This window comes from Shewanella loihica PV-4, assembly GCF_000016065.1.
GTDB lineage: Bacteria > Pseudomonadota > Gammaproteobacteria > Enterobacterales > Shewanellaceae > Shewanella > Shewanella loihica.
Map to the genome: position 1 here is coordinate 2,454,663 of NC_009092.1, position 24,431 is coordinate 2,479,093.

Here is a 24,431-nt window from a genome sequence, read left to right on the forward strand (position 1 = left end):
AATAACCTGCCAGATAGCAGGTTATTTTCCATTACAGCTTAAAGGTCGAAATAAGGGATTCAAGATCCGCCGAGCCCGATTTTATCTGCTCACTGGTACTGCCAATCTCTTCACTCTTCTGCTGATTCTCCAGTGAAATATCGTTAATCCGGGTCACATTCATATTCAGCTCGGCGATCACCGCACTCTGCTCCTCGGTCGCAGTGGCGATCTGGATATTCATGTCGGAGATCTGTCTGATGGAAGACTTGATGGTCTGCAGCGCCTCCACCACCTGACTGGTTTCACCTACCGTCTGCTCCGACTGCGCCTTGGCCCTGGCCACCGAAGCGTTGACACTGTCTACCGAGGCGCGGATAGCCTCTATGATGGCATTGATCTCCTGGGTCGATTCCTGAGTTCGACTGGCCAGGGTGCGCACCTCATCGGCCACCACCGCAAAGCCGCGCCCGGCCTCGCCGGCTCTCGCCGCCTCGATGGCCGCGTTTAGCGCCAGCAGATTAGTCTGCTCGGCGATGCCAACGATCACATCCAAGATCTGCCCTATCTTGCCTGAACTTATCTGCAGCGCCTGAGCCTCATCGGCAGTCACCTCTAACTCGTTAGACAGGCCTTTTATCTTAGCTACGGCGCCATCGACCACGGCCACTGTATCATCGGCTTCGCCATCGGCGCTGCCGGCACTATCGGCCGCTAGCTGGGCATTGGACGCCACCTCGGAGGAAGCCATGGACATCTCATTGATGGCGGTGGCGACACTTTGGGTCTCCGCCTGCATGTTGGCCGTCACCATACTGGCCTGGGCCGAGATATCCGCCAGGCCTTCGGCCAGTTCGCGGCTGTGGGTCACAGAGGCGCTCACCGAATTAACCAGCGCCTGTATCTTGGCAACGAATTCATTAAAGCTCGCCGCCACCTGTTTGAGTTCATCCCGGCCCGACTCTTCGAGCCTCAGAGTAAGATCGCCTTCGCCGCGAGCGATATTTTCGAAGGCGGCTATGGTGTCGGCCATAGGCGCCGAGATACTGCGGGAAATCACCCCTAAGATCAGGATCACCGGCAGCCACACCGCAATGCAGATCAGCAGATACTTGTAGATGAAGGCCTGCATCTCCTCTTGGATATCATCTACATAGATGCCGGTGCCGACTATCCATCCCCAGGGAGTAAAGCGTTTGACCACACTCATCTTAGGGCTCGGCGCCGAAGCATTGGGGCGATTCCACATATATTCGATCAGCGCATAATCGCTATTTGCCGTACCTGTCACCATCTTCTCGAATAGCCTGACGCCATTGGGATCTTTCATCCCCAACACATTGGTGCCCACCAACTTCTTGGCGAAGGCATGCTGCACCATGATCCCCTGCCTATCTATGGTCCAGAAATATTCGTTACCCTCATACCTCAGGGCATCCAGGGCAGCGATGGCGTTGCGTTTGGCCTCTTCCTCACTCATGCTGCCAGCTTGTGACGCCTCATAAAACTGGCTGATCACCTTCTCGCCAACATCGGACAGGGCCGATAACTTGGCCTGTTTCTCCTTAACCAAGACCTCTTCGATATTTGCCAGCGCAAACACAAACATGATACCGGTCGCGACGATGGCAAGCAGCAACATAAACAGTAAACGATGGGCAATTTTAAACTTGCGAAACAGGGCGTAAATGGCGTTCATGGCGATCACCTTCAGGCAAGTGACAGGAAAAATAGGGCAACCCTTTAAATCTCGCCCATTCAAAACCTTTTGTCAAAGCCGCTAACTACCTATAAATGCATACTTTAGTGGAATAAACAGGGGTCAAAAGCAGGATATAATACCTATTGGTTAATTATTCGTCTCTGTCGGCCGATAACAACTAAACTAAAGTGTCAGTACTTTTTATAAGGGTAATCTTTCACGATGAAAGCTAAGGGAATAGTGCTTCTGGTCTTAGTCGTTATGGGGCTCTTATCGATCAACTGGTGGGGTGGCAAGGCGCCCGCTACCGAGCCACCCATTAAGTTAAAAATAGCAACCTCTACCACGCCACTGAGTGCCCCGCTGATCATCGCCAGGGAGCTTGAGCTGTTTAAGCCCTATAACCTGGATATCGAACTTATCCCGCTGCGCGGTGGTCACCTCTGTTTTCAGGCAATGATACAGGGCGTTGCGGATCTGGCGACCAGCTCGGAAACCGTGATAATGTTCAACGGCTTTCAGCGTAGCGACTTTCGATTGCTGGCAAGTTTTGTCGAGTCGGATAACGATCTCAAGCTACTCACCCTCAACGATGAACAACCCAAGAGCATCACCCAGCTAAGCGATAAGAAGATAGGCATGGTCAAAGCCAGCTCCAGCGAGTTCTTTGCCGATGCGTTCCTGATCATCAGTGGTCATCAACAGCAGGATTTTCAGAAGGTATTCATGTCCCCCCAGGCGTTAGGGCCAGCGTTGCTGGCCGGTGACGTCGACGCCATCTCGGTATGGGAACCCTTCGGCTATAAGCTGATCGAAGAGCATGGCGATACCATCTATCAATACCCGGGTAAAGGGATCTACAACCTCTCCTTCAACCTGGTTACCTCGGCGGTCAACGCCAGGCTGCATGAGAAGCAGCATGCCGATATTCTGCGGGCGTTAAAGAGTGCACAAAACTTTATTAATCAGCACCCTCAAAGTGCCAAGCAGATCATCAGCGACTATCTAGATATCTCCTTGTCCGAACTGGAGTGGGCGTGGAATGATTACGTATTTCGGCTATCTTTAAATAACTCACTGATCTCAAATTTACATGCGCAGGCGCGCTGGGCCATTGCCAGCGGCGCCGTCGATGCACAGACCACCCCGGATTTTAGGCTGCTTCTGGATGATTCAGCACTCAAGCAGGCGCTCGATAACTAGGACGTTAACAGCAAATGATGATCAATACCCGGTTGAAATTGTTGCTCTTTATCAGCCTTTTTCTGACAACTACCATACTGTTAACCTTTGCCGGGCTGAAACACATACAGCAGGAGAACCTGCAGCAGCTTTCCCATATCATGCAGCTAGAAAGCAGCATAGATGTGCTCAGAAGCCGGCTCTGGGCCCTGCAGGAGTTTCAGGATGAGGAGGTGTTGACCCAGACCCTCAACGCCCATCAACAGCTCAAGGCCAAACTTGCCGAGGCGCAGTTCTTAGCGCCCGCAACCAAAGTATTAACCACCAATTTGAATCGTCAGGCAGACAGCCTGGCCGCACTGCTCAAACTCACCCAGCAGCATATGAGCTCGCCCCCACAACGGGGCATCACCTCCGCCCGCGGCATGTTAACCACCCGGTTTAACATCACGATACAGTCGATGAGTGAAGATCTCACCAGTCTGCAGCGCCTGGTGATCGACAGCCTGGCCGAACAGCAATCGCAGATCCTCTCGTCCACGATTCTCTTCCTGCTGGCAGGCTCAGTCATCTCGCTGCTGGTTACCATGTCGACTCTCAAAGCGTTCAGAGAGAGCCTGCACCGCATGAAGATGGGGATCAGCAAACTCAGCCAGGGGGATCTGGACAGTCATATCGAGATAGTCCACCAGAACGAGCTAGCGATACTGGCGCAGAAATTTAACACCATGACCCACAAGCTCAAGGAGACCACCATACGCAAGGAGGCACTTCAGGGCGAGGTGGCGGCGCAAACCAAGCAACTCAAGCGCCAGACTCAGAAGCTCAAGTATGTGGCGGAACACGACGATCTCACCGGCCTCTATTCCCGCAGCGCCTTCGAGCGCCAGATAGATACCGCCATCGCCCGCTGTCAGCGCACCCAGATGCACGCGGCCATGTTGTTTATCGATCTGGATAAATTTAAGCAGGTTAACGACAGCCTGGGCCATGACAATGGCGACAAGGTGCTGTCGACGGCGGCGAGGCGTATGCAGAGTGCGGTGCGAAGCTCAGACATCTGTGGCCGCCTGGGGGGAGATGAGTTCGTGGTCTGGCTCGAACCCATCAACGACATCGAGGAGGTGACCATAGTGATCGATAAGATCATACGTCAGATCTCACCGCCTATCGTCTGTGGCCGCACCACGGTTTCACTCACCGTCAGCATAGGCGTAGCCATGTATCCGCGCGACGAACTCACCCGCCTCAGCCTGATCAAAGTCGCCGACGACAACATGTACCAGGCCAAGCAGGTTAAGGGGAACAGCCACCGCTTTACCGAGCAGGTAGCCCGCCAGGTTGACAAGCGCCAGGTAGATGAAAGCCAAATAGATGAAACTCAGGTTGGCTAGTTGGCCCGCAGCGACAGGCGCCGCTGCAACTGCTTGAGATTAACCCGGATAAGTAGCAAGCAAATCAAGCCGATAAGATAAAGACTCGGCTCTATCACCTCAGATTTCACCGACCAATAAAAGTGGATAGGCGCCAGCAAGGCCACCAGATAGACCCAGTTATGCAGCTGTTGCCAGCGACGCCCCATGGCGCGTTTAACCCTGGCAAAGGAGGTGATCGCCAGCAGCAACAAGATAAGATAGGCAGTGGCGCCTACCAGAATATAGGGGCGCTTAACAATCTCACTCAGCAGCAGTTGCCAGGCGAACAGCAGATCCAGACTCAAGAAGGCCAAGATATGCAAGCTTGCATAGGCAAACACATACAGGCCCACCAAGCGTCGGGTTTGCATCAAGAGGCCTAACTTAAAGTGTTTCGCCACCGGCGAGATCAGCAGCACGGCGATCAGTGAATTGATCGCCCCCATCCCGGTGTAGTGGATGATGTACTGGACGGGATCGCCCCCAAGCTGGTCATTTAATACGCGCCACACCAGCACCACCAAGGGCACCAGGGCGATAAGATGAAAAGCTATCTTTAAGGGCAACAGATGCCTGGCTTGCAATCGAAACAAAGGCTTCTCCTTACTGGGTCACTTTAATAAATGAAGGCTTAATAGTACTGGCGCAGGTTCATCCCCTTATAGAGATGGGCTACCTGCTCGCCATAACCATTAAAGGGCAAGGTTGCGATACGCTGGGCCGAGAAGATCCCGCCCTCACCTATGCGACGCTCCGTCGCCTGAGACCACCTTGGATGGTCCACCTCGGGGTTCACGTTGGCGTAGAAGCCATATTCGTGAGGCGCCAACTGATTCCAGCTGGTGGGTGGCTGCTTGTCCATCACGCGGATCCGCACCACCGACTTGATGCTCTTGAAACCATATTTCCAGGGCACCACCAGTCGAATAGGCGCACCGTTTTGCGGTGGTAGCGTCTTACCATAGAGACCGACTGCCATGAAGGCCAGCTCGTTGGTCGCCTCATCCAGCCTTAGGCCTTCGACATAGGGGTAATGTATACCGCCGCCCATCAAACGGCTCTTCTGCCCCGGCATCTGATCGGGATCGAACAGGGTCTCAAAGGCAACATGGGTCGCGCCGGCCTTGACCCCGGCCTTGGCCAGCAGCGCCTTCAGGGGAAAGCCCACCCAAGGGATCACCATAGACCAGGCCTCGACGCAGCGCAGACGATAGATGCGCTCCTCCAGTGGCAACAACTTGGTCAGGTCATCCAGATCCAGTGTCAGCGGGTTGTCTACCAAACCCTCGACCCTCAGCGTCCAGGGATCCACCTTAAAGCCTTGGGCGTTATCGAAGGGATCTGTCTTGCTGGTACCAAACTCGTAGTAGTTATTGTGGGTGGTCACCTTCTTCTCAGGAGTTAGGATCTCCTGTTGGCCGTAGGCCTTGTTGCCGCTAAAGGCTAACGGATGCGTCACAAAGGGGGCGTGGGGCTCAGACTTACCGAACAGATCAAACAGCCCTGCCTGCACCTGGCCGGGTATGCTCGCCCCCAGCGCGCCGAGGCCGAGCGCCTTGATGATATTGCGTCTATCGTTAAATACCGCCTCTGGCGTGACGAGCGCACTCTTCTCTTGCCAAGCCTTTCTTCCTGTACCCATGATGCCCTTCGCCATATCTGTTACCACCTTTTATCCATTGCGTTTCAGCCCATGCTTAATTAGATAGTCAAAACCCTTAAAAAATTTCACCTAAATAATATTTAACGAACAAGTGTTCGTCATTTGCCCTATCTCCCCTTGAACCTGCACTGGCCTCATGAGAGGCTTAACGCCAAGCTTATAACGGGTATCGACTATGTTGACAGAACTTCCTTTATCTCTCCCACAAATCATCGTCTTAGGCGCGGTGGCCATGTTAGCCCTGCTGATCGGTGCCCTGCTCAATCAGCGACTCACCCGCAGTAAGTGGCAGAGGGTCAGAGAGGAGCTCATCCAGGAGCACACCACGGCCATCGCGCTGCTGGAAGCCTCGCTGGAAGAGAAGCGCAGCGATGTCGCCCAGCTCAACCAGAAGCTTGAACACCAGATCAATCTACTCGGCATGAGCCAGGCCCAGGCCCAGCGCGCGGACGATCTTGAGCAGCAGCTCCAGCAGAGCCAGCGTAAACAGATGGAGACGCAACTGGCCCTGTCCAAGTCTAATGCTATTCAGCAGACCCTGACGGTAAAGTTTGAGACAGAGCAACAGGCGCTGGAAGACAAGATTAAGCACCTGCATGAATCAGAGACCCGCCTGACCCAACAGTTTGAAAATCTCGCCAACAAAATTTTTGATGCTAAAGCCCAGCGTTTACAACATGAGAGCGAGCAGCAGCTCTCTAATGTACTGTCTCCCTTTAAACAGCAACTTGAAGGTTTTAGAAAGCAGGTTCAGGAATCTTACACGGTTGAGCAAAATGAACGTAGCGCCCTCAAGCATCAGCTTGAATCGCTCAAGGCGCTAAACCTGCAGATGAGTCAGGATGCCATCAACCTCACCAAGGCGCTTAAGGGAGACAACAAGCAGCAAGGCAACTGGGGCGAAGTGATCCTAGAGCGGGTGCTGCAAGAGAGCGGTCTCAGAGAGGGCCACGAGTATGAGACCCAGCAGGATCTCAAACACGACAACGGTAAACGCTTCAAGCCGGACGTAATCGTGCATCTACCGGAAAACAAAGATGTAGTTATCGATGCCAAGATGTCGCTGGTGGCCTACGAGCGTTACTTCAACAGCGAAGATGAGACCGTCAAGGCGGCCGCCATCAAGGAGCACTGTCTGTCGATCCGCAACCACATCAAGGGCCTCAGTCAAAAGGATTATCAAGCGCTTCACGGCTTAACAAGCCTGGATTATGTGCTAATGTTTATTCCATTGGAACCCGCGTTCCTGTTGGCGCTCGAGCATGAACCCAGCCTGATCAACTATGCGCTGGAGAACAATATCATGCTGGTGAGCCCGACAAACTTGCTGGTGGCGCTACGTACCATCAACAACATCTGGCGCTATGAATATCAGAACCAGAACGCCCAGCTGATTGCCAAGCAGGCGGGTAAGATTTACGACAAATTATGCGGCTATCTCGAAGACATGGAAAAGATTGGCCGCGCGGTGGAGTCGCTGGACAAGCACTACCAGGCGGCCATGGGCAAGCTGAGCACGGGTAAGGGCAACCTGATCCGCCAGGCCCACCAGATGCAGCAGATGGGCGTCACCACCAACAAGCAGCTGGATAACCAGTTGCTCGATAAGGCTCTCAGTGACCACCTGGAGCATGACATAAAACTGAATTGATCCGACATTACACTGTAAATGGGCAAGTAGATGGGTAAATCTGCGTCATTGGACGAATCGAGCACAGCAGGAAAACAAGGATAGGAAGACAATGCCAAAGCGGTTAGGCACACTTTTTCAGGCAAAACGTTATCTCCTCTTGGGCTTAGGGGCGCTCATCCCCATGACGCTGTCGGCCGCCGGCTTAACCCCAACCCAGCAGCGCTACCTGGATGCCAGAGAGGCACTGGATAAGGGCCAACTAGACAGCTATCAGGCGCTGAGAAAACAGCTCAATGGCTATCCCCTCACCCCATATCTCGACTACCACGCCGAGATAGATAGCATTCTCGACGCGCCGGGGGCTAAGGCACTGGAATCTATGGCGCGCTTCGATGGCACACCGCTCTATAACAGCGCCCGTCACCGCTATCTGGAAAATGCCGGTAAGCAAAAACATTGGCAGGATTTTCTCGCCATGAGCCCTGAACTGCCCCGCAGCATCAACTTGCAGTGCTATTACTACCGCGCCCAGCTAAGCCAGGGCGACAAGGCCGCAGCCTTCGACGGCGCCGAGAAGCTCTGGCTCCACGGTCATTCGCGCCCCAAGGAGTGCGACCCCCTGTTTAACGCCTGGGAAAAGGCTGGCAATCGAAGCCAATCTCTGCTCTGGTCGCGCATGTTACTGGCCTTCAACGGTGGCGAGTATGGCCTGCTCAAGTATCTTGCCAGTAAGGTCACCGCCCACAAGAAAGAGGCCAAGCAACTCCTGGCCGTCTATCAAGATCCCCGCAGCCTGAGACACACCAAACGCTTCAAGGTTAAGGCCACCATCTATGGCGATATCGTCGATGCAGGTCTCAGACGTCTGGCCCGAAAAGATCTTGTTAAGGCGGTCAGCCTGTTTACTAAGTATGAAAAGGCCCATCGCTTCAGCGACTATCAGGGGCAGAAACTGGCACGCTACCTGATGAAACGCGCCCTAGTTGCTCAGGAGACAGAGCTCAAAGCCTTCGTCGACAGTCGCCTGCCCAAGACAGACAGCGACGATCTTAAGGCGCTGCGCCTGCGCTGGGCGATTCGAGAGGCGGACAATCAGAGTCTGGACAACTACCTGCCCCTGCTAAGCGAGGCTAAGCGGCAGAAGGCCCGCTGGCAATATTGGATAGCCAGGCGTCAGATGGAGACAGGTACAGAGATGGCCGAGACCGCGCTGCCGAGCTTAAGTAAACAACGCAACTTCTACGGCTTTACCGCGGCCGACCTGATATCAACCTCAATAAACCTGGCGCAGATAGACACACAGCTCGATGAGAGTCTGACGCCACAGCTAACCCAAGACCCAGGCCTTGCCCGCGTCGAAGAGCTGTTGGCGCTGGATAAAAAAATCGATGCCCGCGCCGAATGGGTGTTGCTGCTTGGCCGCCATACACAGAACAAACAGGCGCAGTATGCCCTGCTGGCCCAACGCAACCAGTGGCACGATCTGACCGTACAGGCCAGTATTCAGGGCCAGCTGTGGAACGACATGACGCTGCGCTTTCCCTACGCCGCCGACGAGGCCTTCAAGGCCGCCAGCAAGAGCGCCAAGGTTGATATCGATGAGATCCGCGCCATCGCCCGCAGGGAGTCCGCCTTCTATCCCTACGCCACATCAGGCGTGGGCGCCCGCGGCTTGATGCAGCTGATGCCAGCTACGGCAAAAGAGACCGCCCGCAAGCACGGCATGAAATACAGCGGCAGCAAGAGCCTCTACGATGTCTCCCTCAATACTGCATTGGGAAGCCGTTACTACAAGTCGCTACTGGACAAGTTCGATGGCAATCGGGTGCTGGCTACTGCCGCCTATAACGCAGGACCCCACAGGGTAACCCGCTGGTTAGAGCAGAGCCAGGGCAAGTTGGATGTGTATGCCTTTATCGAGTCTATCCCCTTCACCGAGACCCGCGAGTATGTGCAGGCGGTATTAAGTTATCGCGCCATCTACCAGGCGAGACAGCAAAAGCCAGTCGCCCTCTTCTCCGCCGAGGAGCTAGCGTTCAAGTATTAACCCTTCATCTCCTCCTTCATCTCCTCCTTCATCTCCTCCTTCATCTGCTGCTTAGTTAGCCTCTTGATAAGTCCAACTGGCCGTCAAGAGGCTGGCGCTTAAATGAAACCTTTGCCTCACCTCGCTACGCGTAACAAGCCCCCACAATAGGCCCCGCAGTCCCCCCGATAATAGTACAGAGGATATGTCAAAATTCTGGCAAAACTCAGAGCAATATTTCTCTTAAGAAAAAGATGAAAAAAGCTGGCCAATCATAGACTTCTGCCTCATAGTTAAAGGTCATCATCATGGTGATTTTCGACTTTATTCTTTGATTAATACCTGCTCGCCATTAAGGAGTTCCATGTCTCATACCAGCATCACGGCGATCTTAAACCAGCTGCAACGCGTGCTTCTGGGTAAACCCCATCAGATAAAATTGGCCCTCACCTGCATCCTCGCTAAGGGACACCTTCTTATCGAAGATCTGCCCGGCATGGGCAAGACCAGTCTCTCCCAGGGGATGGCCCAGAGCCTGGGGCTTAGCCATCAGCGCATCCAATTTACCAGCGATATGCTGCCGGCGGATATTCTCGGCGTCTCCATCTTCGACAAGGAACAGTCCCAGTTTGTGTTCCATCCAGGTCCCATCTTCAAGCAGATGATCCTGGCCGATGAGATTAACCGCGCCAGCCCCAAGACCCAGAGCGCGCTGCTTGAGGCCATGGCCGAGCAGCAGATCACGGTCGATGGCGTTACCCACGCCCTGCCCAGCCCCTTCTTCGTGATCGCTACCCAGAACCCCAGCGAACAGTCGGGTACCTTTCCCCTGCCGGAATCCCAGCTCGACCGCTTCATGATGCGGATTTCCATCGGCTATCCCGACGAGACCGCCGAGTTGGCCATGCTGAAGGGGGAAGATATCTCACCTCAGCAGCAACACCTGCCCGCCTGTGTCGACCCACTCACCTTGATTGAGTTGCAGTCTCAGGTGACTAAGGTTAAGGCCTCTGAGGCGCTGCTCAACTATATTCTCGCCCTGGTAAAAGGCTCACGCCAGCTCAACGAAGGTTACGGGCTGTCGCCCAGGGCCAGCAAGGCGCTGCTCAACGCCGCCAAGGCCTGGGCCTTCATTCAGGGACGCAACTATCTGGTGCCCGACGATGTGCAGGCGGTGTTTGCCTCTGTCGCCGAACACAGGCTAAGGCACACCAGCCAGCAACAGGGCGAGGCCCTCTCTCAGCGCTTGCTCGCCAGTACCAATCCTATCTTGTAAGCCTCACTTATTAAGCCCATGGCCAGCATGAAGACGAAAAGCAGTAGATTAACAGCATGGTGGCAGGCCTGGATCGCCAGACGCCTGCCTGCCAGCACTAAGGTGACCCTGGCCCACCGTAGCATCTTTATCCTGCCCACGGGCTTTGGCCTCTTCTGGCTGCTGTTTGTGGTCTTGCTGTTTCTTTTTGGCACCAACTATCAGAATAATTTGGTGATCGGGCTTTCTATCTTGCTGCTCAGCCTGTTCAACACCTGCATCATCTACAGCTATCGTAATCTGGCGGGCATGACATTAGAGGCGAAAACCGGGCCCGAGGTCTATGCCGGCGAGACCCTGCTCTATGGCATCTGCCTCCATGCCAAACAGGTGCAACATCAGGTGGAACTCAGCTATGACAAGACCCAGGTGCAGACCATAGACAGGGTAGATGATAAGCCCCAAGAAGCGCTGATCCCCCTGAGCAACAACCAGCGAGGCTGGATCGCTCCCGGCCGCCTCAAGGTAGAAAGCCGCTATCCTCTGGGGCTTTGCCGGGCCTGGTCCCATGTGGATCTCGCCAATGCGCAGATCGCCTTCGCCCAGCCCAAGGCGGGCCAATATGAGCTCAGCGCCGAGCAGCAAGGCGACGATCATCAGGCGAAGGATATGGGTAAGAGCGTCATAGGCGTCGAGGAGTTTCGCGGCCTCAAGCCCTTCGTCACCGGCGAGTCGCTCAATCAGATCGCCTGGAAACAGCTGGCCCAGGGCCGCGGCATGCTCACCAAAGAGTTTGAGCAGCCCCAGAGTGCGCCCCAATGGCTGACCTTAGACACAAACGCGCCGTTAGAGGAGCAACTTAGCCTGCTGACCTGGGCCGCAGATAGACTTGCTGCCAAGGGACAGCTCTTCGGCCTCAAGCTTCCAAACAAAACCTTAGCGCCCGCCAGCGGCGAGCAACACAGACGTTTAGTGCTCGCCACTCTCGCCGTCTATCCTGTCGCCGTCTATCCTGAGCATCTGGAGAGTCCCCATGGCCGATAGCAAGAGCGAAAACATCGGCCGTCAAAGCCTGCTATGGTTACTGCTGGTTAACCTAAGCGTGCTGGCGCCCCTCTACGATAAGATGACCCCCTGGAGCATGGCCATCTGCGCCATCTGCCTCCTCTGGCGAGTGGGGATCTTTGCCGGTAAAGTCGCCAAGCCGCCGAGATACCTGGTCACCACATTGGCGATCGCCTCCGCTGTCACTCTCGCCTTAGTCACGGCGCAGATAGGCCTGCTTAATGGTTTGATCAATTTGCTGATCTTGGGCTATGCCCTCAAATATATCGAGATGCGTGACAGACGCGACGTGCGCGCCGTGGTGCTGGTGGGCTTCTTCCTCATCGCAATCACCCTAATCGAAAAACAGAGCCTCTGGTTTACCCTGCAACTGACCCTGGTCGCCACCATTAACATCTGTGTGCTGGTCAGCCTCTATCTTAATGCCAGCTCCATTCGCCGCACTGCCAAGCTTGGCGCCAAAATCATGCTGCAGAGCCTGCCATTGGCGATTGTATTGTTTATGGTGCTGCCAAGACTGCCGCCACTCTGGCTGGTGCCAAATCCCAAGAATGCCACCACAGGGCTCAGCGACGAGCTCTCCTTCGGCGATATCGGCAAGCTGACCCGCTCCAGCGCCCTGGCCTATCGCGTCACCTTCGATAACCGCCGTCCGGCCAACAATCAGCTCTATTGGCGCGCCCTGGTGCTGGATCACTATGATGGTAAAACTTGGACCCAAGATCCCGGCATCAAGACGCTGCAACGACAGCTCACAGTATCAAACGCTCGCCCTAGCCCCGAAGGTACCTCGATAAACTATGAGGTGATCGCCGAGCCCAGTTACCAAAACTGGCTCTTCGGCCTGGATCTCGCCTACACCAATACCCGGGAGATCCTAGAGCTGCCCGATGGCCGCCTCTACGCCAAGGCGCCCCTGAGTCAGAAATACCAGTATCGGGTCTCCTCCTATCCGCAGGCGAAACTGGATCCTCGTCTGTCACCTGAGCTTAGACGCCGCAACCTGCAGTTACCGCAAGATTCCAATCCAAGATCTCAGGCATTGGGGCTTGAACTGAAACGCGACTATCCGGAACCCGAGCGGCGCCTTAACGCCATCATGACGTTGTTTAACAAGTCGCCCTATTTCTATACCCTGGAGCCACCTAGGGTCGGCCCACAGCAGATCGATGACTTTCTGTTTGAGAATCGCGCCGGTTTCTGCGCCCACTACGCCAGTGCCATGGTGTTTCTCGCCCGCCAATCAGGCCTGCCAGCCCGCATGGTCACGGGTTATCAGGGCGGTGAGTGGAATCAGGCCGGCGGTTACCTCAGCGTCTATCAATATATGGCCCACGCCTGGGTCGAGGTATGGCTCGAGGGTAAGGGCTGGACCCGCTACGACCCTACCGCCATGATCGCCCCCGAGCGGGTCGAGGCAGGCTTCGATGCCATGTTCTCCCCCGAGCAGAGCTATCTGATCAACAACCCCTTTAGCAGCCTGAGGCTGCGTCAGTATCCCCTGCTCAATAATTTGCGCATGTCCCTGGCCAGCATAGATTACTACTGGAGCAAGTGGGTACTGGGCTTCAATGAAGAGAGACAAAGCCAACTGCTCAAGGAACTACTTGGCGAGATCAACGCCACCAAACTGGCGATCTTCATCATCGCCTCCTTCAGCGTCATCGCCCTGTTTATCGCCTACAGCGTCGGCTTGCTGCGCTTTACTCGCCACCCAGATCCTGTCGTTGCGGGATTTGAGCAGATAGGTGCCATGCTGGCCAAACGCGGCCTACCCCGTGCTCAGGGTGAGTCGGTCGATGCCTATCAAACACGGGTACTCGCTGCCGCGCCCGAACTGAGTGAGCCAATGACGCGCTACACCACAAGTTATATTACGCTGAAATATCGCGCCCCCTCTCTAAAGGCCAGCAAACAGCTTAAGCGTCAGCTGAAACAGGATCTGCGCCGCCTGCGCCTGGCTATCCTCAGGCTCAAGGGCAACTTAGCTACCAGCGAAAACACAGATTAGTGGCCACATAAATACAAATTAGTTCGATAACGTCAGGATGCTTGTTCAGGTGTTGTTGATGCAGGCTAATCCTCAAGCAAAGCCATTGAAAATGTGTGAAAAACAAGCATAAACTGGGCTAACATATCGAATTACGCCGTTATTATACGGCGAGCATTGGCCGGATAACCCAGATGCCCTAGAATGGCCACAGAACAACGAAATGGATAAGTGATCTCATGCTGTATTTGGTGCAATCGAATCGAATGGAAGCTTTGGCAGAGCTGCTCGCCAACGAGCTACAGACGCCCCTGCCGGGTCAGTCGCCGCTGAGCAATGAGCAGATCTTGGTCCAAAGCCCCGGCATGTCCACCTGGCTCAGGCTCGCCATCGCCAAGCAAAATCAGGTCGCGGCGGCGCTGGAGTTCCCCCTGCCGTCGAGTTTTATCTGGCAACTCTGCCACCAGCTGCTGCCGGATGTTCCCAAGGAGAACGCCTTTACCAAACCTGCCATGACCTGGAAGCTGATGGAGCTGCTGCCAGGCCTCTTGTCTCAGGAGGTGTTCGCCCCCCTGGCAAACTATCTGAAAGACGATGCCATACTCACAGACAGCGCGGCGCCGCACTCGTTAAAACTGTTTCAGCTTTGCAGCCAGATAGCCGACATCTTCGACCAATACCTGGTCTATCGCCCCGACTGGATCTTGGCCTGGGAACAGGGTGAGGATCGACTGCCCCCCAAGGAGCGTCCGCTAGATGCCAACCAGCAGTGGCAAAGCCTGCTCTGGCGCGAACTTATTCACTACAATCATCACACGCTGAACCAGAGCCGCTATCACAGGGCGAACCTGCACCAGGCGCTATTTGATGCCTTAAGCGATCCCCTGTGCGATCTTAGCAAGTTGCCGCCGCGCCTGTTTGTCTTTGGTATCTCCTCCATGGCGCCGCAGACCCTGGAAGTACTCTACTTTTTGGCCAAGCGGATCGATGTAGTGATGCTCAACCTAAGCCCCTGCCAACACTATTGGGGCGACATAGTTGATCCTAAGCTCAGGGCGCGAATGGCGCTGCAATATGGCGACAAGCAGCAACTCGCCATCGATTGGGAGAGTAAGCTCGAGGTGGGCAATCCCCTGCTGGCCAACAACGGTAAGATGGGCCGCGAGCTGTTAGACCTTATCCTGGAGTTGCCGGAAAACGACACCAACTTCAACTTCGAGTGCTATCAAGATCCGGGCTCAAACAGCCTGCTCCACGGTGTGCAGCAAGATATCCTAGAGCTTTGCACCCGCGGCGAAACCCTAGGACCGGACGCCGAACTCTATCTCACCACTAAAGGCAGACGAGTACTTAAGATTGACGATGATTCCCTGACCCTCAGGAGCTGTCATAGCCCGCTGCGGGAGCTTGAGACACTGCACGATCATCTGCTGGAGCAGTTGTCGCAATCGGATGGTCTCGCCCCCAAAGATATCGTGGTGATGATGCCGGATGTAGCGGCCTACGCGCCCTACATAGATGCGGTATTTGCCTCCAAGCGCGGCGATCATTTTATCCCTTACGCCATTGCCGATCGCGGCGCGGCCCAGGAATCCCCGCTGATCAACAGCTTCCTGCACCTGCTGGGCCTTAACAAGAGCCGCTTTGCCCTAACGGACATCTTAGGCATACTCGAGGTGCCCGCCGTGATGCGCCGTTTCGATCTGGACGATGATGACCTCCTGCTCATCCGCCGCTGGCTGGAGCAGGCGGGCGTGCGCTGGGGAAGGGATCAGCACAGCCGTCAGGCGCAGCAGCTGCCCGCCTTCGAACACAACTCCTGGGCCTTTGGCATCAAGCGGCTGATCTTAGGCTATAGCTTCAGCGATGAGGCACCTATCTACCATGACAGCCTGGCGCTCCCCGGCGTCGAAGGGCAATCGGCCCAGGCACTGGGTAAGCTGCTTAACTTTATCGAGGCAATCGACGAGTTTAATCTGGCGCTGGGCGAGCATTGCCCCTTAAGCGTGCGCATTACTCAGCTGCAGACCCTGGTAGAGACCTTCTACGACTGTGTCGATGAGGAGCTGAGTCAGAAACAGGAGCTTTTACAGGCAATCACCCGTCTGAGTGAGGAGCTCACTGCTACACAGTATCAGAGCGAACTCGAACTCGAGGTGATGCAGAACTGGTTTACCCGTCACCTCACCGAGTCCCGGGTGGGACAGCGTTACCTAGCCGGTAGCGTCAACTTCTGTACCCTGATGCCGATGCGCTCCATCCCCTTTATGCTGGTCTGTCTGCTAGGGATGAACGATGGGGTTTACCCCAGGGTACAGCACCCGGTCGGCTTCGATCTGGTAGCGCAGGAAGGGCCACGTAAGGGCGACCGTTCTCGCAGGTTGGATGACAGATACCTGTTCCTCGAGGCGCTGCTCTCAGCCAGAGAGCAGCTCTACATCAGCTATATCGGCCATAGCGAGCGGGATAACAGCGAGCGCATCCCCTCGATGCTGGTGTCCGAGCTTATCGAATACTGCCAGCTCTGCTATTTGCCGGAAAATTGCGCCCACCTGCTTAAGGGGTCTAATGCAGATGACACAAGCACAGCAGATATTGCCAAAATCGAGCTGGCCATCTTAGACCAGCTGATCATCACCATGCCGCTGCAGCCCTTCGATGAACGCCTCTATCTGGCAGACGAGTCTGAAGGCGCAGAGTGTGAAGGCGCAAAGAGTGAGCCAAGACGTCTTCGCCAGAGCTATAGCGAGCAGTGGTGTCCCCGAGCCCTTACTGAGCAGGATAAGCAGCACGACGGGGAGCAGGGTGCCAAGCCAGCAAGTGCTGGTCATTTCATCGAGGCGCCGCTGAGTCTGGTCGCCGATGAAGATAAGGGCGAGCCGCTTGAGCTCTCGGCGCTGATCCGTTTCTACCGCAATCCGGCGCAGTATTTCTTCAATCGCACCCTCAAGCTGGATCTTAATCTCAGCATACAGGCGGATGAAAATGATGAGCCCTTCGCCCTCAATCCCCTGTCTCGCTATCAGCTGCAATCGACCCTGATAGAAGATGCGGTCAAATCGGGCGATGAGCGGCCATCGAGTGAGTTGCTAGAGCGCTTGCGGCTCTCGGGTCAGTTGCCACTAGCCCCCTTTGATGACCTCCTGCTGAAACAGTATCAGCACGATATTCGCGCCCTGGTCGGTCGCACCCTCTATCTGCAGGGAGAGAGCAGCCATACCCAGGATATCGACCTACTGTTGAGCGATAGCGCCGCAACTGCTCTGGTTGGGCGAATCGACGGCGTCAGCGCCAAGGGGCTGGTCAACTACCGTCCGGGAACGGCGAACGCACGGGATCTGATCCGTGTCTATCTGCGTCACCTGTGTCTTAACGCCAGCGTCAGTGACAATAGCGACGTGGAACGCCATGAGGCAACGCCTTGGCAGCGCCACAGCTATCTGCTCGATATCGGCCATTTCCACGCCTTCGCGCCGATAACGCCTGAGCAGGCGCTCAATCAGCTCTCGCTCTGGGCCGAGCATTATCATCAGGGGCAGAGCCAGCCCTTGCCCTTCATGCCAAGAACCGCCTTTGCCTACGTAGAGGCCGAGGGTGAACATATTGAGAAGCTGATCGCCGCCCAGCCCCAATGGCTGGATGAACAATCTAATCTGGGCGAAGGCCAGGAGGCTCACTATCAGCGGCTGTTTACTTTCCCCGATGACTTTAGCGAGGCAGGCTTTGGCACCATAGCCAGCACGCTGCTCTCACCTATGCTGAGTCTTTATCACAAGGCGCCGCTGAGCGAGTTGGCCGATTTCGTGGAGGGCCAATAAGATGGCGACACAGACACTGGATCCCCTAAGCCTGCCGCTGTCGGGCACTCGCCTCATCGAAGCCAGCGCAGGTACCGGCAAGACCTACACCATCGCCGGCCTCTATGTGCGTTTATTATTGGGCGATAGCCAGCGCGCGCCGCTAAGCTGCGAGCAGATCCTGGTGGTAACCTTTACAAACGCCGCCACCCAGGAGCTTAGGGATCGTATCCGCAAGAAGATCCAGCTGGCCTACCGCGCCTTTCTCGGCATGGAGGTGGACGATCCGCTAATCAACACACTCTATTCTGAGGCTGAGCCCGAGGCGCGCAGCCAGGCGCTGAAGCGGCTGGATCTCGCGCTCAAGTCGCTGGATGAGGCGGCGATTTTTACCATACATGGTTTCTGCCAGCGCATTTTGTCGGACATGGCGTTCGAATCATCCCTGCTGTTTGAGTCTGAATTTACCCTGGATGATAGCGAATACCTGCACCATGCGGTGCGCGACTTCTGGCGTGAGGCCTGCTATCCGCTGCCCGGCTATCTGGCGCAGATCATCAGCAACAAGTTTAGCGATCCCGACGGCCTGACCAAGCAGCTAAGGCCGCTTCTCGGCGCCAATCAGGCCAGCGTCTCGCCGACACCCGAAGCCTTCAGTCAGGTGGCGGAGCGCCTGAGTCAGAGCCTTTCGAGACTCAGGCTCATCTGGCCGCGCGAGCGCGATGCCACCCTTGAGCTGCTCAAGGCGCTGCCGCTCAACGGCACCCGCTTTGGCAAGAAAGATCAGGGCTATCCCAAGCTCGAGACCCTGTTCGCCGCCATGGATAACTGGGCGGCTCAGCCGCTCTCCCTGCCCGACAACAAGGTGCTGGGGGCGCTGGCATTAGGCGGCCTCAAGCTCAACAAGGGCGGCGAGAGCCCAACGCCGGAACAGGCGCCGCTACTTGCCCATATCGAGCGCGTCACAGAGACAATAGACACCCTAGTGCCCAGCTTCCTCTATGGCGCCCGCGATGGAATAAAGGCCCGTTTTGCGGCGCAGAAACAGCTTAAGAATCTGCGCACACCGGACGATCTGCTTATCGCTCTGGCCGATGCCCTGAGCGAAGAAACCGACCAGGAGCAGGCGCTGGCACGGGCCATCGCCAAGCGTTTCCCCATCGCCCTTATCGATGAGTTTCAGGACACAGATCCGCTGCAATATCAGATCTTCAGCAGCATCTATCAAGGCCAGCAGGTCTCAACAGACAGCGACCTCGGGCTCTTGATGATTGGTGACCCCAAACAGGCGATCTACGCCTTTCGGGGCGCCGATATCCATACCTATATCCATGCCAGGGGCCAAACGGAAAACCACTACAGCTTGGACACCAACTACCGCTCCAGCCAGGCCATGATCGAGGCGGTCAATCAGCTGTTCTCGAGGAGTGACGATCCCTTTATCAGCCAGGCGATCCCCTTTGAGTTAGTCAAGGCATCGCCCGAAGCGGCAGAGAAGCGCCTGGTCGAGAAGGTCCCCCAAACGAGCGCGCTACGCCTTAAGCTACTCGGCGAAGATCCTAACGCCGGGCTCAATAAGGCCAGCGCCCGCAGCCAGTTGGCCGAAGATGCCGCCAACGAGATAGCCAGGCTACTCAACGAGGCCCAGCGCGGCGAGTGCTTGAAGCAAGATAAGCCGCTCAAGGCAAAAGATATCGCCGTGCTTGTCAGGGATCGCAACGAGGCCGCCTATATCAAAACGGCGCTGAGTAGCCGGGGGATAGGCGCCGTCTTTCTCAGCCGCGACAGCGTATTCGATACCCTGGTGGCCAAGGAACTTGCCCTGGTACTGCTGGCCATCGCCAATCCCAAAGATGAGCGCGCGCTGCGAAGCGCCATGGCCACCGCCCTGCTGGGCTATGATGCCCAGGCGATCCATGGCTTTAATCTGGATGAAGATGTGCGTCAGCAGCAGCTTGAGGCCTTCGACAACCTGCATCAAACCTGGCTCAAGCGCGGGATCATGCCCTGCATGATGGCGTTGGCGGCCGATACCCGCCTCATCGAGCGTCTGCTGACTGCAGATGAGGGGCAGCGCCGCCTGACCGATTTCAGGCACCTGGGCGAACTGCTGCAACAAAAAGCGATGGAGCTCGACGGCATCAGCGCCCTGCTCAACTGGTATCAGCAGACGCTGATCGAGGTGAGTAGCACGGAAGAGGCCCAGCTCAGGCTGGAGAGCGAGCAGAATCTGGTACAGATAGTCACCATACACAAGAGTAAGGGGCTGGAATATCCCATCTGTTTCTTGCCCTTCGTCAGCCTGGCCAGAGACAGTCGCCGCAAGCCTGCACCTATGCTCTACCACGAGCAAGATGCCCTGGTGTGGGATATCGACCAGAGCGAGGAGGGCTGGGCCAAATACAAGGCAGAGAATCTCGCCGAAGATCTGCGCCTGCTCTATGTGGCACTTACCCGCCCCGTGCTCGCCTGCTACTGCTATGTCGCCAACCATTCGCGCTTCACCAAGCGTGACGGGATCAGCAGCCAATTATTCGAGACTGCTATCGGCTACCTGCTGGGCATAGAGACCAATGCCTGCGAGTTTGCCGACATTCAGGCCGCCGCCCAGGCGCTGGCGAGCGAGGCGATCTCGGTCGACTTGGTGGAAAGCGATGCGCCCAAACTAGACTTTGACCCTATCGACACTGCCGATGCCGTCAAGCTGGCGCCGCGGCCACTTAACCGCAGGCACGAGATCCCCTGGCGGGTCGGCAGCTACTCAGGCCTGGTAAAACACTCGGCTCACGAACAGATCAGCCCAGGCATGGGCGATGAGGCCTTTCCCGAGCTTGAGCAGTTAGCTCCCGATAGCGAGCAGCTGTCCAGGTTTAGCTTCGAGCGCGGCGCCAACGCGGGAAGTTTCCTCCACTGGGTACTGGAGCAGATAGACTTTACCTTGGCCGATACCAGCCTAGGCGATGAGCTGCCCAAGGCGATGGAGCGCTTCGGTATCGATAGCGAGTGGCAAGATATGCTGCATGCCTGGTATCTGGATCTGCTGCATACGCCCCTCGATGGTGATGGGCTGCGTCTTGCGAGCCTCAGCCAGGCGCAAAAACTGGTGGAGATGGAGTTTTACATGCCAATAGGCAAGCTCGATGCACCTGGGCTCAATCAGCTGCTGAGTCAGTATGGTTATAGCGCCGCCCTGAACTTCGAGACCCTAGAGGGGATGCTCAAGGGCTTTATCGACTTAACCTTCGAATATCAGGGCAAGTTCTATATCGCCGACTACAAGTCCAATCATCTGGGGGATCACCTGAGTCACTATGAAAAGCCCGCCATGCTGCGGGCCATCGCAGGTCACCACTATGACCTGCAATACATCATCTATAGCCTAGCGCTGCATCGCTACCTCAAGCTACGCCTGCCCGGCTACCAGTATGACCAGCATGTGGGCGGCTGCTACTACCTCTTCCTTAGGGGCATGTCGGCCGACTCACCGAGTACCGGCGTCTACTACGACAAGCCGCCCCTGGCGCTGATCCAGGCCCTTGACACCCTGCTTAGCGAGGCTGAGGCCAGTGAATCTCAAGCTGAGTCAAAGGCAGAGTCTCAAGCTGAGCCTCAAGCTGAGCCTGAGTCGCACTCGCAAGCAGACAGGCAATCTGACATGCCATCAGGCCCAGCACAAGGAGAGCTAGACCTATGATCCAGCTAGCACAGCCACTTAGCCAGCTGCTTAAGCACTGGCAGCAGGAGGGACTGCTGACCCCATTGGATCGCCACTTTGCCCTGCAGATGCAAGCCCTGCACAGCGATGGCGACGATCTCTTTACCTTGATCTGCGCCCTGCTCAGCCGTCAACTATCCCAGCAACACACCTGTCTGCCCCTGACGCAGATAGACAAGAATAACCCGCTGCATGAACAGCAGCCCCAATGTCAACTTGAGCTGACCCCACAGGCGCTGGCCGGGCAGTTGACGCAATATCAAGCCATTAGTCCGGCCGATGGTGAGCTAAACACCCCCTTGATCCTCGATGGCGACAGGCTCTACCTGCAGCGTTACTACCAGTTTGAGACTCAGGTGGCCGAGCGTCTCACGCGCCTCAATCAGCCCATCACAGTTGCGGCGCCAGATAAGGTAGCCTGCATACTGAATATTCTGTTTGCCGGTCAGGCCGAGAAGCCCGATTGGCAGAAGGTAGCCACCGCCACCGCCTTTAGCCAGAAGCTGGCGGTGATCACCGGCGGGCCCGGTACGGGCAAGACCACCACAGTAACTAAGCTGTTACTGCTGCTCTGTCTGGAGCAGCAACTCACCATCAAGTTGGTGGCGCCAACGGGCAAGGCGGCCGCGCGCCTGAGCGAGTCGATCAAGGCCTCCAAGGCGAGGCTTGCCCAGGAGCTGGCGCCCTATGGCGATGAGTTAGATCTTGAGCAGCTTAAGCAGGTGCCAGAAGAGGCAGCCACCCTGCACCGGCTACTGGGGGTGATCCCCGGCTCCCACAGATTCAGGCACCACAAGGACAATCCTCTCAGGCTGGATCTCTTGATCCTCGATGAGGCCTCCATGGTGGATCTGCCCATGATGCACAAGCTGCTGGAAGCGCTGCCGGAGCACACCAGGCTTATTCTGCTTGGCGATCAGGACCAGCTCGCCTCGGTCGAGGCCGGCGCCGTGCTGGCTGATATCTGCGCCGGGCTAAAACAGACAAGCTCACAGGAAAGTGGCTGGCGCATGCGCTACTCACAAGAGAAGGCAGCACTCCTGAGTCAACTGACCAATGAAGATCTCAGCAACTATATCGATGCGCGCCCGGCACTGGGCGATAGTCTGGCCATGCTGATGCACAGCCACAGATTTAAGGGCGATGCCGGTATCGGACAACTAGCTGGCGCCGTCAACCGCCGCGATCTGACGGGCATATTAAGTGTCTGGCAGAAAGGATACGACGAACTTAGCTGGCTTGAGCATCAACTCTCGCCCCAGGGCAACGCCGGACTCAAGGCCTTGATGGCACAGAGCGTCGACAAATATCGCCCTTATCTTGACTTGGTTGGTCACCTGGCCAACAAAGAGCAGGCTCAAGAAGTAGATAAAGAGGCAGATCAACAACTGGATCTGGACGAAATCGCCAACCAGATCATCACTCGCTTCAACAACTTCCGTATCCTCTGCGCCATGCGCGCCGGCGAATATGGCGTCGAGGGGATCAATGCGGCGGTCACCCAGGCACTGAAGGATGCCCAGCTGATCCAGCCATCCAGCGAATTTTACGCCGGACGCCCTATCATCATTCAGAGTAACGACTATAACCTAGGGCTGTTTAACGGTGATATCGGGGTTATCCTGCCAGGTCATGGCCCCACCCACCGCCTGATGGCCTATTTCGTTCAGGCCGATGGCAGCCTGCTCAAGGTACTGCCCGCTCGCCTGCCCAGCCACGAGACCTGTTATGCCATGACGGTACATAAGAGCCAGGGCAGTGAGTTTCAGCAGGTCGCCTTCGTCTTGCCGCCAAGGCCCAGCGTTGCCCAGCGCCAGCTACTGACCAAGGAGCTGGTCTACACCGCCATCACCCGCGCCAAGGGACACTTTAGCTGTCTTGGCAGCCAGGCGGTGTTCGAAGCGGCATGCAGTCAGGTAACCCTTAGGGCCTCTGGCCTAGCACAGAGGTTGTGGCCAGCATGAGTCAAACCCTGTCCCAGCTGCTCAACCAGCGCCCGAGTGCCCATCCGAGGGCATTAGTGGTTGGTAACGGCATCAATCGCTATCGCCCTCGCAGTCAAAGTGACGAGCAAGTAACCAGCATCAACGCCTGGGATGAGATGCTTCTCAGCCTTTGGCGTGCCCACCAGGGCGATGAGGTAGCAAGCATCCCGGCTGGCATCGCCCTCACCGAATTTTATGATGCGCTAGATCTCATCAGTAGTCAGCCCAACACGCAGCTACAGAAAGCGTTCTGTAATCTGATGGCCAGCTGGCAACCCCAGCGTCAACACCAACGATTGATAGTCTGGGCAGCGGCAAACAACACGCCTGTGCTGACCACTAACTTCGAACAGACCCTCGCGAAAAGTCACCAACTTAAACTACATCACCTGCAGGCGAAACATTTTACCGACTTCTACCCCTGGTCCAGCTACTTTGCCAAGTCGCCCATCGCCTCACCCACTGAGGAGTTTGCCATCTGGCACATTAACGGCATGCAGAGGTATGCCCGCAGCGTGCGCCTTGGACTGAGCCATTACATGGGGGCGGTAGACAGGGCCAGGGATATTCTGCATCAGGGCCATCTGGGTGGCGGCTTCAAAAAGGCGCTAAAGGAGCATTGGCGCGGCAACAGCACCTGGCTCAATATCTTGCTGCATAACGAACTGGTGTTTATCGGACTAGGCCTTGAGAGTAACGAGATTTTTCTGCGCTGGTTGCTAATCGAACGCGCTAAACTCTATAAGGCCTTTCCCGAGCGCAGGCGCGCGGCCTACTATGTTTACGCCGGTGAGCCCATCTCCCAGGGACAAGCGCTGTTTCTTGAGGCGGTAGGCGTAACTGTGCTGGCGCAAACCGATTATGATGCGCTCTATGAGGCGCCTTGGGCCGAGCGTTAAGGCGGCATAGATAATGATTTCGGCCACAAATTGCCCGGTCAGACATTAAGCTTTCTTTAAGCAGCATCCAGGACTTGCATAAAAAAATCAGCACGTCATAGTGAGCATGGAAAACGATACTGAGT

General features: G+C 56.0%; 14 protein-coding genes. 11 read left to right on the forward strand and 3 right to left on the reverse strand.

Annotated elements, in window-relative coordinates; genetic code table 11:
- Window positions 1-31 precede the first annotated feature (31 nt).
- A complete protein-coding gene (locus SHEW_RS11005; protein WP_011865917.1) occupies window positions 32-1,678 on the reverse strand; it encodes a methyl-accepting chemotaxis protein in 1,647 nt (548 codons plus the stop codon).
- Window positions 1,679-1,903: 225 nt separating this feature from the next.
- Here SHEW_RS11005 and SHEW_RS11010 point away from each other — a divergent pair, with 225 nt between their 5' ends.
- Window positions 1,904-2,884 (forward strand): ABC transporter substrate-binding protein, encoded by a 981-nt coding sequence (locus tag SHEW_RS11010; protein WP_011865918.1) that lies wholly within the window; start codon window positions 1,904-1,906, stop codon window positions 2,882-2,884.
- Window positions 2,885-2,898: 14 nt separating this feature from the next.
- Window positions 2,899-4,257 (forward strand): diguanylate cyclase, encoded by a 1,359-nt coding sequence (locus tag SHEW_RS11015; protein WP_011865919.1) that lies wholly within the window; start codon window positions 2,899-2,901, stop codon window positions 4,255-4,257.
- On the opposite strand, the gene msrQ is transcribed toward SHEW_RS11015, so the two are convergent.
- Complete coding sequence (msrQ, locus tag SHEW_RS11020) at window positions 4,254-4,871, reverse strand: protein-methionine-sulfoxide reductase heme-binding subunit MsrQ (protein ID WP_011865920.1); 618 nt, start codon at window positions 4,869-4,871, stop codon at window positions 4,254-4,256. The genes SHEW_RS11015 and msrQ overlap by 4 nt on opposite strands.
- A gap of 38 nt (window positions 4,872-4,909) precedes the next feature.
- Complete coding sequence (gene msrP / locus SHEW_RS11025) at window positions 4,910-5,935, reverse strand: protein-methionine-sulfoxide reductase catalytic subunit MsrP (protein ID WP_041406635.1); 1,026 nt, start codon at window positions 5,933-5,935, stop codon at window positions 4,910-4,912.
- A gap of 181 nt (window positions 5,936-6,116) precedes the next feature.
- On the opposite strand from msrP, the gene rmuC reads away from it, so the two are divergent.
- The 9 genes from rmuC (at window position 6,117) to SHEW_RS11070 (ending at window position 24,306) form a co-directional block, all read left to right on the forward strand.
- Entirely contained in the window at window positions 6,117-7,592 is a 1,476-nt protein-coding gene (gene rmuC / locus SHEW_RS11030) for a DNA recombination protein RmuC (protein ID WP_011865922.1), read from the forward strand.
- Window positions 7,593-7,683: 91 nt separating this feature from the next.
- Complete coding sequence (locus SHEW_RS11035; protein ID WP_011865923.1) at window positions 7,684-9,621, forward strand: transglycosylase SLT domain-containing protein; 1,938 nt, start codon at window positions 7,684-7,686, stop codon at window positions 9,619-9,621.
- Window positions 9,622-9,964: 343 nt separating this feature from the next.
- Complete coding sequence (locus tag SHEW_RS11040; protein ID WP_011865924.1) at window positions 9,965-10,876, forward strand: AAA family ATPase; 912 nt, start codon at window positions 9,965-9,967, stop codon at window positions 10,874-10,876.
- Window positions 10,877-10,903: 27 nt separating this feature from the next.
- A complete protein-coding gene (locus SHEW_RS11045) occupies window positions 10,904-11,899 on the forward strand; it encodes a DUF58 domain-containing protein (RefSeq protein WP_223294706.1) in 996 nt (331 codons plus the stop codon).
- The gene (locus tag SHEW_RS11050) at window positions 11,889-13,931 is read left to right on the forward strand and encodes a transglutaminase TgpA family protein (protein ID WP_011865926.1); all 2,043 of its coding nucleotides are present in this window, start codon (window positions 11,889-11,891) and stop codon (window positions 13,929-13,931) included. Before SHEW_RS11045 ends, SHEW_RS11050 begins: the two co-directional genes overlap by 11 nt.
- Window positions 13,932-14,149: 218 nt before the next feature.
- A complete protein-coding gene (recC, locus tag SHEW_RS11055; RefSeq protein WP_011865927.1) occupies window positions 14,150-17,728 on the forward strand; it encodes an exodeoxyribonuclease V subunit gamma in 3,579 nt (1,192 codons plus the stop codon).
- Between the two features lies 1 nt (window position 17,729).
- Window positions 17,730-21,401, forward strand: coding sequence for an exodeoxyribonuclease V subunit beta (gene recB, locus SHEW_RS11060; protein ID WP_011865928.1), 3,672 nt, complete (start codon window positions 17,730-17,732; stop codon window positions 21,399-21,401).
- Window positions 21,398-23,386 (forward strand): exodeoxyribonuclease V subunit alpha, encoded by a 1,989-nt coding sequence (recD, locus tag SHEW_RS11065; RefSeq protein WP_011865929.1) that lies wholly within the window; start codon window positions 21,398-21,400, stop codon window positions 23,384-23,386. The genes recB and recD overlap by 4 nt, the downstream gene beginning before the upstream one ends.
- Entirely contained in the window at window positions 23,383-24,306 is a 924-nt protein-coding gene (locus SHEW_RS11070) for a hypothetical protein (protein ID WP_011865930.1), read from the forward strand. Before recD ends, SHEW_RS11070 begins: the two co-directional genes overlap by 4 nt.
- The last annotated feature ends 125 nt before the right edge of the window (window positions 24,307-24,431 follow it).

Excerpts from the sequence above, each read along its gene's own strand:
- SHEW_RS11005 (WP_011865917.1), bottom strand. The coding sequence starts at position 1,678 with ATGAACGCCATTTACGCCCTGTTTCGCAAGTTTAAAATTGCCCATCGT.
- SHEW_RS11010 (WP_011865918.1), top strand. The coding sequence starts at position 1,904 with ATGAAAGCTAAGGGAATAGTGCTTCTGGTCTTAGTCGTTATGGGGCTC.
- SHEW_RS11015 (WP_011865919.1), top strand. The coding sequence starts at position 2,899 with ATGATGATCAATACCCGGTTGAAATTGTTGCTCTTTATCAGCCTTTTT.
- msrP (WP_041406635.1), bottom strand. The coding sequence starts at position 5,935 with ATGGCGAAGGGCATCATGGGTACAGGAAGAAAGGCTTGGCAAGAGAAG.
- rmuC (WP_011865922.1), top strand. The coding sequence starts at position 6,117 with ATGTTGACAGAACTTCCTTTATCTCTCCCACAAATCATCGTCTTAGGC.
- SHEW_RS11035 (WP_011865923.1), top strand. The coding sequence starts at position 7,684 with ATGCCAAAGCGGTTAGGCACACTTTTTCAGGCAAAACGTTATCTCCTC.
- SHEW_RS11040 (WP_011865924.1), top strand. The coding sequence starts at position 9,965 with ATGTCTCATACCAGCATCACGGCGATCTTAAACCAGCTGCAACGCGTG.
- SHEW_RS11045 (WP_223294706.1), top strand. The coding sequence starts at position 10,904 with ATGAAGACGAAAAGCAGTAGATTAACAGCATGGTGGCAGGCCTGGATC.
- SHEW_RS11050 (WP_011865926.1), top strand. The coding sequence starts at position 11,889 with ATGGCCGATAGCAAGAGCGAAAACATCGGCCGTCAAAGCCTGCTATGG.
- recC (WP_011865927.1), top strand. The coding sequence starts at position 14,150 with ATGCTGTATTTGGTGCAATCGAATCGAATGGAAGCTTTGGCAGAGCTG.
- recB (WP_011865928.1), top strand. The coding sequence starts at position 17,730 with ATGGCGACACAGACACTGGATCCCCTAAGCCTGCCGCTGTCGGGCACT.
- recD (WP_011865929.1), top strand. The coding sequence starts at position 21,398 with ATGATCCAGCTAGCACAGCCACTTAGCCAGCTGCTTAAGCACTGGCAG.
- SHEW_RS11070 (WP_011865930.1), top strand. The coding sequence starts at position 23,383 with ATGAGTCAAACCCTGTCCCAGCTGCTCAACCAGCGCCCGAGTGCCCAT.